This window comes from Paenibacillus sp. F4 (assembly GCF_002894905.1).
In the GTDB taxonomy this organism is placed as follows: Bacteria; Bacillota; Bacilli; order Paenibacillales; family Paenibacillaceae; genus Paenibacillus; species Paenibacillus polymyxa_B.
Genome location: NZ_POVS01000009.1, coordinates 806697 through 823678, shown reverse-complemented (window position 1 = coordinate 823678; position 16982 = coordinate 806697). Strand labels below are relative to the sequence as shown.

General features: G+C 44.5%; 16 protein-coding genes and 1 riboswitch. Of the genes, 10 read left to right on the top strand and 6 right to left on the bottom strand.

What is annotated here, in order from left to right; all coding sequences use genetic code 11:
- Window positions 1-182: 182 nt before the first annotated feature.
- On the bottom strand, window positions 183-1118 hold the full coding sequence (gene corA / locus C1T21_RS10895; RefSeq protein ID WP_023987788.1) for a magnesium/cobalt transporter CorA: 936 nt from the start codon (window positions 1116-1118) through the stop codon (window positions 183-185).
- 551 nt (window positions 1119-1669) lie between these two features.
- A riboswitch (SAM riboswitch) is annotated at window positions 1670-1795 on the top strand.
- Window positions 1796-1912: 117 nt separating this feature from the next.
- Here corA and metA point away from each other — a divergent pair.
- The 4 genes from metA (at window position 1913) to mqnC (ending at window position 6881) form a co-directional block, all read left to right on the top strand.
- Window positions 1913-2830, top strand: coding sequence for a homoserine O-acetyltransferase MetA (gene metA, locus C1T21_RS10890; RefSeq protein ID WP_103048245.1), 918 nt, complete (start codon window positions 1913-1915; stop codon window positions 2828-2830).
- A gap of 124 nt (window positions 2831-2954) precedes the next feature.
- The gene (locus C1T21_RS10885; protein WP_103048244.1) at window positions 2955-4139 is read left to right on the top strand and encodes a PLP-dependent transferase; all 1185 of its coding nucleotides are present in this window, start codon (window positions 2955-2957) and stop codon (window positions 4137-4139) included.
- Window positions 4136-5314 carry an aminotransferase class I/II-fold pyridoxal phosphate-dependent enzyme gene (locus C1T21_RS10880; RefSeq protein WP_103048243.1) on the top strand — a complete coding sequence of 393 codons (1179 nt, stop codon included), beginning with the start codon at window positions 4136-4138 and terminating at the stop codon, window positions 5312-5314. The genes C1T21_RS10885 and C1T21_RS10880 overlap by 4 nt, the downstream gene beginning before the upstream one ends.
- A gap of 433 nt (window positions 5315-5747) precedes the next feature.
- Window positions 5748-6881, top strand: a complete 1134-nt coding sequence (mqnC, locus tag C1T21_RS10875) for a cyclic dehypoxanthinyl futalosine synthase (RefSeq protein WP_103048242.1) — start codon at window positions 5748-5750, stop codon at window positions 6879-6881.
- A 121-nt stretch (window positions 6882-7002) separates the two neighbouring features.
- Here the strand turns inward: mqnC and C1T21_RS10870 are convergent, their stop codons facing one another.
- Window positions 7003-7938, bottom strand: a complete 936-nt coding sequence (locus C1T21_RS10870; protein WP_103048241.1) for a ketopantoate reductase family protein — start codon at window positions 7936-7938, stop codon at window positions 7003-7005.
- Between the two features lie 317 nt (window positions 7939-8255).
- Here C1T21_RS10870 and C1T21_RS10865 point away from each other — a divergent pair, with 317 nt between their 5' ends.
- Entirely contained in the window at window positions 8256-8825 is a 570-nt protein-coding gene (locus C1T21_RS10865) for a TetR/AcrR family transcriptional regulator (protein ID WP_103048240.1), read from the top strand.
- A 95-nt stretch (window positions 8826-8920) separates the two neighbouring features.
- Here C1T21_RS10865 and C1T21_RS10860 read toward each other — a convergent pair whose 3' ends face one another.
- From C1T21_RS10860 to C1T21_RS10845, 4 genes are all read right to left on the bottom strand, one after another.
- Complete coding sequence (locus C1T21_RS10860) at window positions 8921-9808, bottom strand: YitT family protein (protein ID WP_103048239.1); 888 nt, start codon at window positions 9806-9808, stop codon at window positions 8921-8923.
- 72 nt (window positions 9809-9880) lie between these two features.
- On the bottom strand, window positions 9881-11107 hold the full coding sequence (locus C1T21_RS10855) for a cation:proton antiporter (protein ID WP_103048238.1): 1227 nt from the start codon (window positions 11105-11107) through the stop codon (window positions 9881-9883).
- Window positions 11108-11111: 4 nt separating this feature from the next.
- Window positions 11112-11606 (bottom strand): cation:proton antiporter regulatory subunit, encoded by a 495-nt coding sequence (locus tag C1T21_RS10850; protein WP_013309426.1) that lies wholly within the window; start codon window positions 11604-11606, stop codon window positions 11112-11114.
- A gap of 207 nt (window positions 11607-11813) precedes the next feature.
- On the bottom strand, window positions 11814-12209 hold the full coding sequence (locus C1T21_RS10845; RefSeq protein WP_103048237.1) for a hypothetical protein: 396 nt from the start codon (window positions 12207-12209) through the stop codon (window positions 11814-11816).
- A 240-nt stretch (window positions 12210-12449) separates the two neighbouring features.
- On the opposite strand from C1T21_RS10845, the gene C1T21_RS10840 reads away from it, so the two are divergent.
- The 5 genes from C1T21_RS10840 to C1T21_RS10820 all read left to right on the top strand — a co-directional run bounded on the left by C1T21_RS10840 (window position 12450) and on the right by C1T21_RS10820 (window position 16982).
- Window positions 12450-13331: a putative sporulation protein YtxC gene (locus tag C1T21_RS10840; protein WP_103048236.1), complete on the top strand. Its 882-nt coding sequence runs from the start codon at window positions 12450-12452 to the stop codon at window positions 13329-13331.
- Between the two features lie 61 nt (window positions 13332-13392).
- Window positions 13393-13968: a 3D domain-containing protein gene (locus C1T21_RS10835; protein ID WP_013309429.1), complete on the top strand. Its 576-nt coding sequence runs from the start codon at window positions 13393-13395 to the stop codon at window positions 13966-13968.
- Window positions 13969-14052: 84 nt separating this feature from the next.
- Window positions 14053-14361, top strand: a complete 309-nt coding sequence (locus C1T21_RS10830) for a hypothetical protein (protein WP_103048235.1) — start codon at window positions 14053-14055, stop codon at window positions 14359-14361.
- A gap of 195 nt (window positions 14362-14556) precedes the next feature.
- Window positions 14557-16143: a S1C family serine protease gene (locus C1T21_RS10825; RefSeq protein WP_103048234.1), complete on the top strand. Its 1587-nt coding sequence runs from the start codon at window positions 14557-14559 to the stop codon at window positions 16141-16143.
- A gap of 149 nt (window positions 16144-16292) precedes the next feature.
- Window positions 16293-16982 carry a response regulator transcription factor gene (locus tag C1T21_RS10820; RefSeq protein WP_025723298.1) on the top strand — a complete coding sequence of 230 codons (690 nt, stop codon included), beginning with the start codon at window positions 16293-16295 and terminating at the stop codon, window positions 16980-16982.

The window sequence follows — 16982 nt, the reverse complement described above, 5'->3', positions numbered from 1 at the left end:
AAACACCTCCAAGGTTGTCTCCATATCTTACGACATGGCTGCATTCTCTTGAAGGTGTTTTAATTTGTCTCACGCTATGGGGTCAGTCCCAGTTCCTCACAGGACACGGCTGCTGCTTTTTATGACCAAGCTTGAACATCGAAATAAGTATCCAACTCGGTACTTTTCTTACCCTTTTCTTTTTAAACCCAGTCTTTCTTGCGGAAAATACAGAACATACTGACACCTAATGCCACCATAATACCAATGACGACAAAATAGCCATAACGTGTATGAAGCTCAGGCATATTATCGAAGTTCATCCCATATATTCCGGTAATGACTGTCAATGGCATAAATACGGTCGTAATTGCCGTAAACACACGCATAATTTCATTGGCACGGTTGGCGATACTTGATTGATAAGCTTCTCGAAGGTTACCCATCAAGTCGCGGTAAGTTTCAAAAGTCTCCGAAATTTTCACAGCATTTTCATAAATGTCGCTGAAATATTTTTGCAATTGATCGTCGATGAGTCGCAAATCGCGTTTGTTCAGGGTATTGATGACTTCCTTTTGTGGGCCTAGCACTTTTTTCAGCCACAGAATCTCACTGCGTAAGCCGATGATTTCGTTCAAATGCGACTTTTTTGTATGCATTAGAATGTCTTCTTCCAGCTTTTCAATGCGAACCTCAATCCGGTCACCAACCAGAAAATAGTTGTCAACGATCAAGTCGACTAACAGATACATAAAACGGTCAGGCTGGCTGACTTCTTGCTCCCACAGCATAGGCTTGAGGGTACGAAGCTCATTGATTTTCTGCTTGGTCACCGTAATGATAAAATGGCGGCCGAGAAAAATGTTCAAAGCACGCAAAAATATTTCTTCATCATCAAAACGAATACTATTTACAACGATAAAATAATGGCTTTCATAAATTTCAATCTTCGGACGCTGTTCTTCTTCGCTCAAACAGTCTTCCACTGCAAGATCATGCATGGAAAATAAAGGCTGGAGCACTGCCAGATCATCGACATCGGCATCAATCCAATAAAAGCCTTCTGCCGGTGCAGTAAGCGCCATTTCAATTTCTTCGACAGGGGTAAAAACCCCGTTGTTGACCAAACGGATTTTCATATATGTCACTCCTTATGCTCCGTCGTAACGGAAATACGTTTACCTTAAGCATAAGAAATGGACTCAGTTAGCCAGTTAGCCGGTTCGGGTAAGCGTGCACTCCCATCAAAAGCCGAAGGCTTTTGGAGCATGCAGAGCCTGGCGTCCCGTCTTTCGGCAAGCTGAAGTCATTCCTATGCTGTTGTTCAGGGATCGCCGCCTATTCGGACTCGGGTCGCCTTCCATTCCGGATTCACCTCACAATGTTCTTTTTTAGGTTGCCACAGTATCGCAGGAAACACTCAAATCTTGCACTACTGCTCCATATTTTTGCCTATTAGCACTTGTATAGTATAACGCTCGGCCTACGGCCTTTCAAGCGCAAAATCATGGGCTAAATCAACAGCAGTGACAAGAGCATCAGCGATAAGAGGGATATGATTTAACCTATGGAAAAGGTAGACAAAATGTGAATGCAGGGTACAAATTTACAAGTCCCATCTTGACGAAGCCCAGCCGATGCATTAAAGTGAACAACAAGAACTTTGTGAACCCAAAATGAATATAGCGAAATCTTATCAAGAGCAGGTGGAGGGACTAGCCCGATGATACCCGGCAACCGGCGATTTTAATCGCACGGTGCTAATTCTTGCAGGACGCGCGCTTTGTACAAAGAGCGTAGCCCTGACAGATGAGAGAGGCGCATATGGATACAAATATGACCTTTCTCTAACTGAGAAAGGTCTTTTTATTATATGCCCGGCATCTCAACAAGACGATTTTCGCAAAACTTACCGAATAAGGAGTGAGTTTACATGCCGATTAAGATTCCAGATACGCTACCTGCCAAGGAAGTGCTGGAGGGCGAAAATATTTTCGTAATGGACGAAAGTTTGGCCTATCATCAGGATATTCGTCCGTTGCGGATCGCCATTTTGAATTTGATGCCTACAAAAGAAACTACGGAAACCCAACTGTTGCGGCTGGTCGGCAATACGCCGCTGCAAGTGGACGTTACGTTGGTGCACATGAAGTCTCATGTATCCAAAAATACATCGCAAGAATATTTGAACATGTTTTATAAAACGTTTGACGAGATCAAGAACAGTCGTTTTGACGGTATGGTCATTACAGGAGCCCCGGTTGAACAGCTTGAGTTTGAGGATGTGAACTACTGGGAGGAGATCCGGCAAATCTTTGAATGGACGAAAACGAATGTAACTTCGACCATGCATATCTGTTGGGCCTCACAGGCAGGTTTATACCATCATTTCGGTGTCCCGAAATACGGGCTCGACTACAAATGCTTTGGCGTATTTCCACACACAGTTATTAAACCTAAAGTGAAATTGCTACGCGGCTTTGATGAACTGTTTTATGCTCCTCACTCCCGGCATACGGAGGTTCGGCGGGAAGATATTGATCATATTGCCGAATTAGAAGTTTTATCCGAATCCGAGGAAGCTGGAGTGTACCTGGTAGCCACGCTTGACGGTAAACAAATTTTTGTAACTGGGCATTCTGAATATGACCCGCTTTCCCTGAAATGGGAATACGACCGCGATGTGGCCAAAGGACTGGATATTGAAGTCCCCAAAAATTATTTTCCTAATGATGATCCTGAGCGCACACCGCCCTCTATCTGGCGGGCGCACGCCAATTTATTATTTTCGAATTGGCTTAACTATTATGTATACCAAGAAACACCTTACGATATCGGGCCCCAGATTTAAAAAGGGGCTTGTAGTTTACCCTTTTACAGTACCACCTTGCAGTAGCGCAGCAGTATAGTCTTTGACATCCATTTTTACAGCATATGTTATAGCACCTACTATGGAAGTTAACAGGAGGATTCATATGAGTGAGAAACAGTGGAAAATCGAAAGCAGATTGGCACAAATCGGTTCAGTCGAGGAGCCAGTAACCGGGGCTGTTAATTACCCGATTTACCAATCTACGGCGTTCCGCCATCCCCGTCTGGGTCAAAGTACAGGATTTGATTACATTCGGACGATCAATCCCACGCGAAAGGTACTGGAAGAGGCTTCTGCTGCACTTGAATCTGGTGATGCAGGCTTTGCTTGCAGCTCAGGTATGGCGGCGCTACAAACGGTATTTGCATTGTTTGGACAGGGAGATCATCTCATTGTATCGTTGGATCTTTATGGCGGGACATATCGTTTGCTGGAGCGTATTTTATCTAAATTTGGTGTAACAGCGAGTTATGTGGATACGAACGATCTTGAAGCACTCGAACAGTCATGTCGACCGAATACCAAAGCCGTATTTATAGAAACGCCTACAAATCCGTTAATGATGATTACTGATATTCGAGCGGTTGCCGAATGGGCATCACAACATCAGTTGCTTACCATTGTAGATAATACGCTGCTAACACCATATTTCCAGCGGCCATTGGAACTGGGCGCGGATATTGTGGTACATAGCGCAACCAAATATTTGGGCGGACATAACGATGTGCTGGCAGGATTGATCGTAACCAAAGGCAAAGAGCTATCAGCTGAAATTTCCTTCCTGCACAATTCCATAGGAGCCGTGCTTTCCCCGAGCGACTGCTACCAGTTGATGAAGGGTATGAAGACGTTAGCGCTGCGTATGGATCGACATGAGCATAATGCAACGGTGCTGTCTAACTATTTACTGACGCATCCGGCGGTGGCGGAAGTATTTTATCCGGGGCTCGAAGGCCATCCAGGTCGTGAGATACAAAATAAACAATCCAGCGGAAACACGGGCATTTTCTCTTTTAAAGTAAAGGATGCTCGTTATGTGGAGCCTTTGCTTCGTCACATTAAGCTCATTGCTTTTGCGGAAAGTCTCGGCGGCGTGGAATCGCTAATGACCTATCCCGCTGTACAGACACATGCCGACATACCAGCAGAAATTCGTGATGCAGTTGGGGTAGATGATAGGCTGTTGCGTTTCTCCGTAGGCATTGAGCATACAGACGACCTAATTGAAGATTTGCGTTCGGCTCTGGAAGCGGCACGTCAAGAAGTAGAAGGAGGGGAGCAGCAATGATAGAGGATGCGAGGAGGATCGGGCAGGATCTGGACAAAGAGCGGAAATTCGCTACCAAGCTGCTGCATTTTGGCTCTGAAATTGACAGTGTTACGGGGGCATCGAGCGTCCCGATCTATCAAGCTTCTACCTTTCACCATCATGATATTTTTAATCCTCCACAGCATGACTATAGCCGTTCAGGTAATCCGACACGACAAGCTTTGGAGGATTATATCGCTCTATTAGAAGGCGGGGCGTGCGGCTTTGCCTTTGCGTCAGGTATGGCGGCCATCTCCACTACATTTATGCTCTTATCCGCTGGAGATCATGTCATTGTTTCCGAGGACGTATATGGGGGAACATATCGATTGTTGACCTCCATTTTGAAACGGATGAATATCGAAACGACCTTCGTCGACATGACGGACCTCAACCTTGTGAAAGAGGCGTTGCAGGAGAACACAAGGGCTGTATATATGGAAACACCGTCCAATCCGACACTCAAAATTACCGATGTAGCAGGAATAACCTCTTGGGCACAGGACAACGGACTTTTAACTTTATTGGATAATACTTTTATGACACCTTATTATCAACGTCCGATTGAGCAGGGAGTCGATATTGTATTGCACAGTGCGACCAAGTTTCTGGGCGGACACAGCGATGTGCTGGCAGGACTTGCGGTAGCGCGTACCGAATCGTTGGGGAGACAAATCAAGCAGCTCCAAAATGGACTGGGTACCGTGCTGGCTCCGCAGGAGTCATGGTTGCTCATGCGCGGTATGAAGACACTGGAGGCTCGTATGGCTCACAGCGAAAAGAGTGCAGCCAAGCTCGCTAACTGGCTGAACGAGCGCAACGACATTGAGGCAGTATACTACCCGGGTCTGGAGAATCATCCAGGGCGTGAAGTTCATGAGCGTCAATCCAGCGGTTATGGTGCAGTGATATCGTTTGATGTGGGTTCTGGTGAGCGTGCAAAAGAAGTCCTCAGTCGCGTACGTATTCCAATTGTAGCGGTGAGCCTGGGAGCTGTGGAAAGCATCTTGTCGTATCCGGCGATGATGTCACATGCGGCTATGCCCCATAGTGTACGATTGGAGCGCGGGATTACGGACGGACTACTTCGTTTCTCCGTAGGTTTGGAGGATATTGACGACCTGATCAGTGATCTGGATGAGGCGCTGCGCTAGAGCGTTAGCACATCCGCAGCATCTTTGTCGTTTTCACGCCGGGAGCAAATATGTACAGTACTAAACAGCAAGTTTCCAGTATTTCAGGAGGCTTGCTGTTTTCTATAAGAATGACATGAAGGACAGTGTGAAAAAAGGCACTTTTCAGTCCTGTTTTCTTATTTCTTAGCTATACGCAATGTTAAGATAAGCTTGGCAGTTGCCTGTTTTCCTAGGTGAAAAGCAGAAAGAAGCGGGAATAAGTATGGTTCCTTACCTAAAGATATGTTAGTATTATCATTAGGTTTTACTATGCTAAATAGCACAGACAACATACAAGGCCAGTCATGAACATACATTACGGCAGGGTTCGAACGCAGGTTTGTGAAAGCATTCTCGTTCATAAGTCCTGTCGTTCATTTCGTCGCCCTGTGACAGCGAAGGAGGATACACCATGAGTGTAATCGACCATATTTTAGATAAAGCCCTACGCGGCGAACGCCTGAATTTAGAGGATACCGTTGCTTTGTTCGAATCAGACGAGGTAGAAAAAATAGGTCACGCGGCGAATAAAGTCATGAATCGCATGCACCCCGATCCCATTAAAACCTTCGTCATCGGACGAAATATTAACTATACGAACGTATGTGACGTATACTGTCGCTTCTGCGCTTTTTACCGTAGACCGGGTTCCGATGAAGGTTATGTTTTGCCCGATGAGGTGATCTTTCAGAAGATCAAGGAAACGCAGGAGGTAGGTGGCACCGAAATTCTAATGCAAGGCGGTGTGAATCCAAATCTGCCGTTCAGTTATTATACGGATTTGCTGAAAGCTATCAAGGAGCGTTTTCCTGATATTACGATGCACTCCTTCTCGCCAGCTGAAATTCACAAAATGAAGGAAAAATCCGGTCTATCCATGGAAGACACGATTCGAGCCATTCATGAAGCTGGATTGGATTCGCTTCCGGGCGGAGGCGGAGAAATTTTGGATGACCGCACACGCCGCAAAATTAGCCGTCTCAAAGGCTCTTGGCGTGATTGGATGGATGTCATGCAAACAGCTCACAAGGTTGGAATGAACACGACTGCTACGATGGTTATCGGCTTTGGCGAGTTGATGGAGGAGCGTGCGCTGCATTTGTTGCGTGTTCGCGATGCTCAGGACGAATGCATTGAAAACAAATATAATTCTGAAGGATTTTTGGCCTTTATTCCTTGGACCTTCCAGCCAGACAATACCAATCTGAAGAAGGAACGCCAGACGCCGGAGGAATATTTGAAGACCGTTGCGATCAGTCGTCTTGTATTGGATAATATCAAGCATATTCAATCCTCATGGGTAACTATGGGACCTGAAATCGGTAAAAAATCGTTGTACTACGGTTGTGATGATTTTGGCAGCACTATGATTGAGGAAAACGTCGTTTCCGCTGCAGGCGCAACGTATAAGGTCAACATCGAGTCCATTTTACAGTTGATCCGCGAGACTGGTAATATCCCGGCACAACGTAACACCCGTTATGATATCATTCGTACATTTGACAGTGCCAGCAGTATTGAACATGACTTTATTATGCAAAATTAAGAATACATCCGTTCATATTTCGTAATCATTAAAAACGCTTATCTATCATTAATCCGTGTAGAGGAATTAGTGCAGATAAGCGTTTTTTTGAATTGTTTCCCGCCAACGTTGGATGTTATCTCTACTGTGGTGAGGAATAATTTTCAAGCTTGTCCCAATGATGTGTCGGGATGTTCGCATTTTTCTTCAAAATAATAAAAGCTTGATATAGCGCTGACATCTCATTAGCTGACACTGCCTTATCACTCAGGATAATTCTACCGACAGGGGTTGCCAACATAATCCTCAGCAATATATAGAACATCTTTCGTTTATTTCGGACTAATTGTGCTTGACTTGCAGGTGTAACCGTGTATCCGAGTTTTTCCAATACTTGATGTCCCTCATCTATAGCATCAATGACATGATTCAGCAACTTCTTATCTTTAGCGGCTTTGCGCAAATTCCCGTCATAAGAAGCGGCAATGAGATTCAAAGGCAAGATCATAACAAAGTGACTTTTAAGCCATTCATCCATATTTATGTAGTAAGTCAATTTATATTTGGTCTTAACAAAAGCTTGGTCGATTATCGAGTGCCATGATAAATTTTCACCTAAGCCGCCGATGATCATTTGCCCCGTTGGACCGTGCAGGCAGATCACCCGGCCTGTCTCCCTCCATCCAGCGATTGTCTGAAATGCGAAGGCAACCTTTTTCTCCACAGGACTGTTTGCATGCAAATAATCCTGCATTTCAAAGGGACTTGCATTATTCCCCATGATCACTACATGTCTGCTATGATTTTCTGCTAGAACGGGTAGAACAGCCTGAAAATCCGGATATTTCATGACTACAAAAATAAGGTCATAAACATCCTCTGGCTTCAGTTCACGGATTACGTTTACTTTAGCAACTGTAGTACGGAGTTGGAAATAATGCCGAATCACGTTACCGTTTTTTTGCAGCTCATCCGCACGTCGTCCTCTGGCCAGTATCGTTACGTTGTTTCCTCCACGCACCAGCTCATGGGCTAAATAACTTCCGAAGACTCCCGCACCGTAGACCAATATGTTCATAGGGTATACCTCCATAATATTTTTTTATGTTAGTTATTGAATCGAGCTTTATCCAAGCTCATCAGCACTATTAAGATGACTCGCGCCCAAACTTGATCTGTTTTCATGAAATAAGTTCGCCTCTCTTTGTAACAGGAACGAATGCAGAGTCAAAGTTTTTAAATTTTTACGTGTAAATTTAAAAACTATACAATTGATACTATCCCCATCCCAATCTAGCTGTCAACAAGTTTTTAAATATTGATCACATTATTTAAAAATATATTGAATCATGATATATTATTCCTTAATGAAAAGTGGGATGTGGGTGAAAAGTTATGAACAAATTTGAAATTAGAACACAGAAAAAGAAGGATGCGATCGTAAATGCAGCCTTAAAGCTTTTTAAAGAAAAAGGCTTTATCCACGTCAGTATAAAAGACATTGCCACTGAATCCGGGGTATCGTTTGTATCGCTGTATAACTATTTCGGCAGCAAAGAAGGGGTAGTCAAGGAATGTGCGAACGTACTGATGCAAAGTACCGTTCGTATGGCAAAGGAGCTCATAAACCAAAACATCGATTTTAAAGATAAGCTTCTTCGAGCTTTGGAGATCTGTGCCGATCAAGACTATCAACTGCTTTGTTCTCCGGGGGGGGTAGAGGATCATATATTATCGAGCCTATACAGTGAAAGCACAAATAAGATCAGAATTGAGATCATACAGGAGTTTATTGAGCTTGGGAAAAAGGAAGGAGCTATTGATTCTTCTGTTACTCTGGAGACCACATTGGAATTATTAATTGCAGTTGGGACCTTACAATCATCTTGGGCAAGAAGGGGAGATTGTAAAAATAAAATGGCTGAACTTAACCGACTACTCTTATTCGGATTAATAGGACGATAATAAGATTGTTTTAATTAATAAAACGGCAGCCTGAGACATTATTTCTCGCACATGGCTGCCGTTGGATTATTTGATGTTTTCTTTTATTTCCTTCATTATTTAGTGGGTCTATAGGTCCACCGCTTCATATACATCATCTCTGCCTTCGGGTCTGTCATATGAATAATCGTCTTGAAGCGCTGCAAATCCAAAAGATGAACATTGTAGACCATAGCTTTTTCAGTTTTTTCACTGACCGGCTCCATGTTAATTTTGCCCTTTATCTGAACAGGACTTCCCACAGAAATACGTTGTATACGTAGCCTGCGATATATGGCATCCTCGACGGTTTGCTGTTTCTTACTGACAACACAAACCGTGTATGTCAGACCGGTAAACATCAGCCGGGTCGTTTCATAGGCGGCGAGGCAGGATAAAGCTGAATAGAGAGTTGGCTCCCAGCCCAGCACAAAGCCAGCCGTAATTAGCAGCAGACCATTACACAGCATAACAATCTGTATTAATGGAATTTTCCGGTGTGTTAGCAACAAAGTGGATGGACGGCCATCGTCAGACACGTTAAGTCCTAGTGAATCCAGCAGCCCACCGTGACGGGCTGCCAGCCCTGCGCCAAGCCCGATACAGATTCCGCCTCCCAAAGCACATACAACCGGATGGCCGCTCACTGCTGGAAAAGGCGAGAGAATGATGGCTGAGCCTGAAAGGGCGAACAAGCCGGGAAGAGCTCGATACATCATGGGTTTGTGAGTAGACAGAGAATACAGCAGCATGAGTGGCAAGTTCAAAACGAATAGCAGTAACCCAAAATGCTCCTGGGTATAAATCGACATGAGTCTGGAGATTCCCGTGACGCCTCCAGCTATCATATCGTGCGGATGTAAAAACAATTCCAGACCGACGGATGCCGTAATTCCACCAATCACCGTATAAAAGACAGGGAACCTGCTCGCATCTCCTGAAGCGGGCTTTACAAGCCACCTCATAGAGCTTCGGCATGTTTTACAGCGTGCGGCATAGCCTTCCCTCCTATGGATTGTCGTATCCAGCTTTTTCAGTTATGCCGAGTTACTTTCTTCCTTTCGTAGGCGGGGGTCCTTGAACTTGAATAGTTTGTTTAACATATTAAAAATAGGTTTTGACTGCTTTGTCAGAAGTGGTCCAAGAATCGCCAGTATGAGTACATAGATGGCTGCAAAGGGTTGAACAATATCAAGCAAACCGCCTTCTTTACCCAAGTTGGCCATGATAATCGAAAATTCACCCCGTGCCACAATGGTCAGGCCGATATTTGCTGACGCTTTGGGAGATAAGGAGGCCGTACGCCCAGCCAGCATTCCTGCCCAAATGTTACCAAACAACGTGAGGACGACTGCTGCCAGCGCAAGCCATATCGCGTTTCCTCCCAGGGACAGTGGATCGATGGATAGTCCAAAGCTGAAGAAAAACAGGGCACCAAAGAAATCGCGGAAAGGAACAATTAAATGCTCGATTCGTTTGGCATGTTCCGTTTCGGCCAGTACCAGACCGACCAGCAGGGCGCCGATAGCTTCCGCCACATGAATCGTTTCCGAAAAACCAGCCACCAGAAACAGAGAGCCAAAAACAACAAGTCCGAATACCTCATTGGAGCGAATACGGAGAATCCGATTTAACAGAGGGACGGCCTTACGGCCGATAATAATGACTGCAAGCATAAAGCCAAACGCGATTAGCGCTGATAGCAGCACACCCCCGAGCGAGGATGAATCACTAAGAACCAATCCGGAGAGGATGGAGATGTATACGGCGAGGAAAACATCCTCGAACATAATAATGCCCAAAATCATTTCAGTTTCAGCATTGGCAGTCCGCTTGAGATCTACCAGCACCTTTGCAGCAATAGCACTGGATGATATTGTAGTAATTCCGGCGATAACCAGTGTCTCTGCTATAGGAAAGCCGCTCAGGAAGCCAAGAGCCAGCCCCAGTGTAAAATTGATGCCAATATAAATGGTGCCGCCCACGGCAATGGAACGGCCTGATTTAATTAACCGACCTACTGAGAACTCCAAACCCAAGTAGAAGAGAAGAAACAGCACTCCGATTCTTCCCAAAAAATCAATAAATGGTGCGCTTTCGATAAAGCGAAAATCAAAATGCCATAGCTCCATCGCATGCGGTCCAACTGCCATTCCGATCAGGATATAAAAAGGGATGACCGAGAAGCGCAGTTTGGAGGAAATAAGTCCGGCTGCAGCGATGAGAGCAATAGCCAATCCAACCTCAAATACCAGATGATCCATCCAATCACCCGCTTCCGTTCATAAGGATTTGTTTAAAGCGTTTTTGCTGATCGCGTTCCCCAACAACGACTACAGTGGCATCATCGTTAATAATCACTTCAGGACCAGGATTTACATATTTCATTCCCTTTTTCTCCACAATGGCAATAACAGTGGCTCCCGAATTTTGCCTTACATCCAGCTCGCCGATGGATTTGCCGACACTTGCATAGTGGGATTCTACTCTATACCATTCGATAATAAAATCGTCAAACGTCATTTCTACACTTTCAAGCTGTTTGGGCTTATATGTCATACCACCTATGATGGAGGCTACCAATCGCGCTTCCTGATCATTCAGGGTTGTCATAGAAATACTTTGTTCCAGATCCTCGTAATCAAAGTGATATAACTCGCGCCTGCCATCATCATGAATAATAATGACAATTCGATCGCCACTCTCTGCATCTATTCGATACTTAATCCCGATTCCTGGCAAAATAGACTCTCGAATATCCATTTGTAAAGCCTCCTGTACGATACGTTATTTAAATGAATGGTATGGGAAATAAATCACATACTTTGGGAGTGACATGAAAACTTTCTTTTTATATTAAATTTTATGAATTAACATAAAAAACCTAATAAATACACTTTACGTAGTACACTTATTGGGAAAGGTTAACAAATAGACATGCAAATGTGGTGATATGCATGTAAAGGGAGGTTAAGCCACATAACTAGAGGTGAATTTGATGGGGAACAAGTATAATTGCTTTTTTAGTTTGCAAATGACAGGAATAAAAGGCAGACGTAGTTTAGGGATGCTCAATAGCAGCACAAGCGCTATCAAAATGACAAAGGGAAGTGATTTGGCCGCAGCGATCACCAGATGAAGTAAAGGGGAGGATTTGCGTATAGCTGGTTTGGAATGGTGCTCCAGACCGTGAGAGTCTGTTTCTAACGAGGAAACATCAGCATGAGGCAGAAGAGAAGATCCCGCAGTAAACTGAAGGGATTGAGTGGTGTCTTCCGCATGAAACGTCACAGGAAGGGACAAAATCTGAACGAGGCTCAATATGACGATCATAAGTGTACGCAGCATGTTCAGCATCGTTGACATCTTATCTCCTCCCTCTTGTGAAAAATTCATATTACTATAACCTTAACATACCCCACCCTAAATATTCAAACGTCTTTCGGTTTTTTCCTATATCACAGTAATTGTTTATAACACGCCAACCGGCTTTTTGAAACCTGATCATCCTCTTTTGAATATGTCTTTCTGTTTCCAGTCGTTCACTTCGTATAACCCTTCAGAGGCCGCCATATACTGAAAGCAGTGATCGAAAGGAGTGAGCCAATGGAACTGTTTACAGTGTGGACCAATACAGACGGAGATCAGGAAACCGACCGGTTTTACGAAGTGGTCAAAAGTAGAACAAAGGGACTACATATGTCACGGCGCGGATTTCGATTCACTTTCAGACAGCTGGACAACAAAGTGGCATGGACCTGCAAGGGCACAGAAAGCAATTCGGCGTTTGAAAGCTTTCTTCCCTGTGTATACAGCATCATGTCTTCGGCAATAGCGGATTATATTATCGAAGTCAAGGAGTGGGGGATGCTCAATCTCATTCTCACCAAAGCCTGTTCGCTGCTGGAGAAAGAGGATACGGAGCAAATTCGCAGTATGATTCGTTCACTGTTAAACGATGATGGCCCGAGAGGCCGTTTGAAGCGTCATGGTAAGCTGACCACTCTCCTGGAGAAGGATTTTAAGGAGCTTCGTGTGATCAATTTGGAAGGACTGATTCAATTTAGGCTCCATGCGTATAAAAAAGAGCTTGAAGAAATCGTCGACTATGCCATGGAAGAATTCTGGGCAGATCGGCAATACGAAGAATTTATGGGGCTGCTTAAATATTTTGTTTTTTTTCAGGAAAGCAAAGTTCCGCTCGTACACGTACTTCACCAAGGCGGACATAATTTTACGATTCTGGATAGTGCCATGGTGCCCATACCGACTCCTGATGCAGATGACATCATTGTCGAGATGCCAGGCATTGAACTAGAAATGGAGGTCGAAGATCGAATCGTAAGCACCCTTATTTCGATTTCTCCTGCTTCCATTATATTGCACACAGACGATGAGCACACCCCCATAGTGCGGACACTTCTGCACATTTTTGAAGATAAAGTGAAGCTGAGCAGACTATATCCAGGTCAGGATGTTCAAAAATAATAATCTTTTCGTATAAACCAATGGATTTCTGGAAAGCCTTTGCCTCAAGGGGAGGTTTTTTATGAGATCCATGTTGGTATGGAAACGGATTTTGGGAACCGTGTTAATTGCAACCTGTCTGGTATTGCCCGGCAATGAAGTTTACGGTCACAAAGAACCGGTCCAGCATAAAAAATGGCAGTCCACACCTGTTTTGGCTCCACGCGAAGAGCAGGTTATTACGACCATGACGGTCACGGCAACAGGATATACAGCAGGCTATGAATCGACTGGCAAACGGCCAAGTCATCCCGGTTACGGTATTACGTATTCCGGTGTAAAAGTGCGTCGTGACAAGAACACACTGTCTACGATTGCGGCTGATCCCAAAACGTTTCCTTTGGGAAGCATATTGTACATTCCAGGTTATGGATACGGGATTGTAGCAGATACAGGTTCTGCAATTAAGGGTAATAAAATTGACTTGTATTTTAAAACAACCCGGCAGGTGTATTCTGAATGGGGCAAGAAAGATGTGGATGTTCAAATTATAAAAAAAGGGAACGGAAAATGTACGGAAAAGATGGTAAAATCGCTCCAAAAAGCGATAGAAACGCATAAAACCATTCCGACTGCGACACTGGATGCTTCCATATAATCCTTGAATATTGTTTTTTCCAACATCACATACTATGTTATGGGATGAGCTTATCCCGCAAAACATACTGGGAGGTTGAGAATTATGCCAAATCAAGGCGGAAGTTCTTTCACGAACAAAGGCTTCAAGGCAAGCGCAGGAAATCAGTTCAAAGCGGAATTTGCACAAGACAATACGGTAGGTGTCGTTTCACAAAAGGTAAAGCAGTCTGAACAAAATAAAATTCAAGACAACTTTCAGACACCAAATGAGAAGTATGATGAAGAATTTGCAACAGAACAAGGCGGTACAGGTGCTGTAGCTCAAAAAGTTCAAAACTCCAGTCGCAACAAAATTCAAAACAATGCTCAAACACCGAACGAAAAGTTCGACGAAAACTTTAACACGAAATAAAAAAGCATATACAATTGATAATGCTCCGGATTATATCCGGGGCATTTCGTTTTAAGTGAAAGTGATTAGGTACAATAGGTCTAAGGTTTTATCTCCTTTTTAATTGTTTTTAAGGTGGAATTAAGGTTTAAAGTGCAAAATAAAGTCAGTTAAACAACACCACCTTGAAGCATAGGGTTTGGGAGGAGATATACAATGGACGAATTTAAAAATAATAACTCCGGACGCCGGAATGACAACGATCAAGTTGATACCGATAACGCAACTCGGCAAAACGATTCGAACGGTTCCTCATATTATTATTCTTACGGCCCTTTTTCTTCAGTTCAATCGGACGGACAACGTAAGGAAGGGCAGTCGGTGGAAAAGGATGTTGAGATTACGCCACCACAGGCAGTGAGACCTCTTCCTCCCTCATACCATCGCGCTATGCCTGAGCAACAGGATGGTTCGGGGCGGAATGGCGGCAACTGGCAATTCAAACCGAATAAGCCCAAGTCGCAAGTGAAAACAATTTTCTTATCTTTTTTGGCCGGGATGCTGGTCATTACGGTATTGATGTATACAGCTGACCGAACAAATATGTTCACACCCGAGACGGCGTTGACTTCGGCGGCAGCTGAAAGCGGAGAAACGACTAATTCAGGAACAACCAGCTCGACTCCAAGCGCAGTTCCGGCTGTGATGCCTTCAGGTACCGCTGATGTTCAATCTGTTGTGGCCAAGGCTGGACCGGCAGTCGTCAAAATCGAAACGCTTGCCAAACAAACCAGTGGCAGCAGTGGCAGACAAAGCAGCCCTTATTACAATGACCCGCTGTATCAATACTTTTTCGGTAATCAGTATGGTGATAGTGGCAGCAGCGGTAACAGTAATGAAAATGAAGGTAGCAACAGCGGGCAGCTGACTCCGCTTGGTATTGGTTCCGGTTTTATTTTTGATAAATCGGGTTACGTCCTAACCAACAACCATGTTGTTGAAGGCGCGAGTGTGGTTCAGGTTACAGTAGAGGGAACTAATAAGCCTTATGAAGCCAAAGTCTTGGGCAAAAATGCTGATCTTGATTTGGCGGTACTTAAAATTGAAGGCAAAAACAACTTTCCGACAGTAACTTTGGGTGACTCCGATAACGCTAAAGTCGGCGAGTGGATGGTCGCAATCGGCAACCCTGAAGGCTTTGAACATTCGGTGACAGCCGGGGTGCTAAGTGCGAAAGAACGTACGATCACCATTAATAGTGAATCGACTGGAAAACCGACGCAATACAAGCATCTCATTCAGACGGATGCGTCCATTAACCCTGGTAACTCTGGCGGACCGCTGTTAAATCTGCAAGGGCAGGTTATCGGTATGAACGTAGCTGTTAGTGCAGACGCACAGGGAATCGGATTTGCGATTCCGTCCAATACGATTTTGGAAGTCGTCGATAAGCTGAAAAATAACCAGCCTATCCCGAAAGAACCTGTACCTTTCATTGGTGCAAGTCTGTTAAATTTGAGTCCTGAAGTAGCCAAAGAACTGGGTACATCCCTGACCGAAGGCTCGGTTGTACGGGATATTATATACAAATCACCAGCTTATCAGGCCGATCTGCGTCCTTACGATGTGATTATCGGAGCGAATGGCACGCCTTATAGCACATCACAAGAGCTGATCCAGTTCATTCAAAAACAAAAAGTGGGTACAGCACTGACACTTAACATCGAACGAGCCGGACAGAAAAAAGATGTTCAGCTGAAAATTGGCAACAAAAATGACTTTAGCTCGACGCTTCAGCAATAAGCTGATAACCCTACAACAATGAACATGTGCACGCAAGAAACGGAAGGAAGATCCCTTCCGTTTCTTGCTGTATGAAGCAGCCAGATGCTACACGCGTCTACTCCTGCTACAATAGAAGGAAAAGAAGAGATAAAGGAGTTCGATCGTGTATGCGTTCTACTATTCTAATCATTGATGACGATGAAAAAATTGTTTCCATGCTGCGCAGAGGGCTGGCATTTGAAGGCTATGAAGTGCTGACAGCCGCCAATGGAGCAGAGGGATTAAATAAAATGCTGACAGCTGAGCCTGATGTGGTCGTGCTGGATGTAATGATGCCGCAGGTCGATGGTTTTGAGGTATGCCGTCGTATGCGGGAGGGTGGAAGCACGGTACCTGTCCTGATGCTTACAGCCAAGGATGAGGTTGAGAATAGGGTTAAGGGCTTGGATCTAGGGGCCGATGATTATCTCGTCAAGCCGTTCGCTTTGGAGGAGCTGCTGGCACGAGTACGAGCGCTTTTGCGGCGTAAAACCGAACAACAGGACAATAACGGAAGTCGACTTACCTTCGAGGATTTACAACTGGATAACGAATCTCGTGAAGTGGTTCGTGGCGGTAAACGCTTGGAACTGACGGCCAAAGAATTTGAACTGCTCCATTTGTTCATGCAAAACCCGAAGCGTGTTCTCTCGCGTGATCTGATTATGGACAAAATTTGGGGCTATGACTATAGCGGAGAATCGAATGTGCTGGAAGTATATATTGCCATGCTACGACAAAAAACGGAGCAGGATGGCGGTAAACGACTCATTCGTACAATTCGGGGAGCTGGCTATATTTTAAGAGGTGATGTGTAA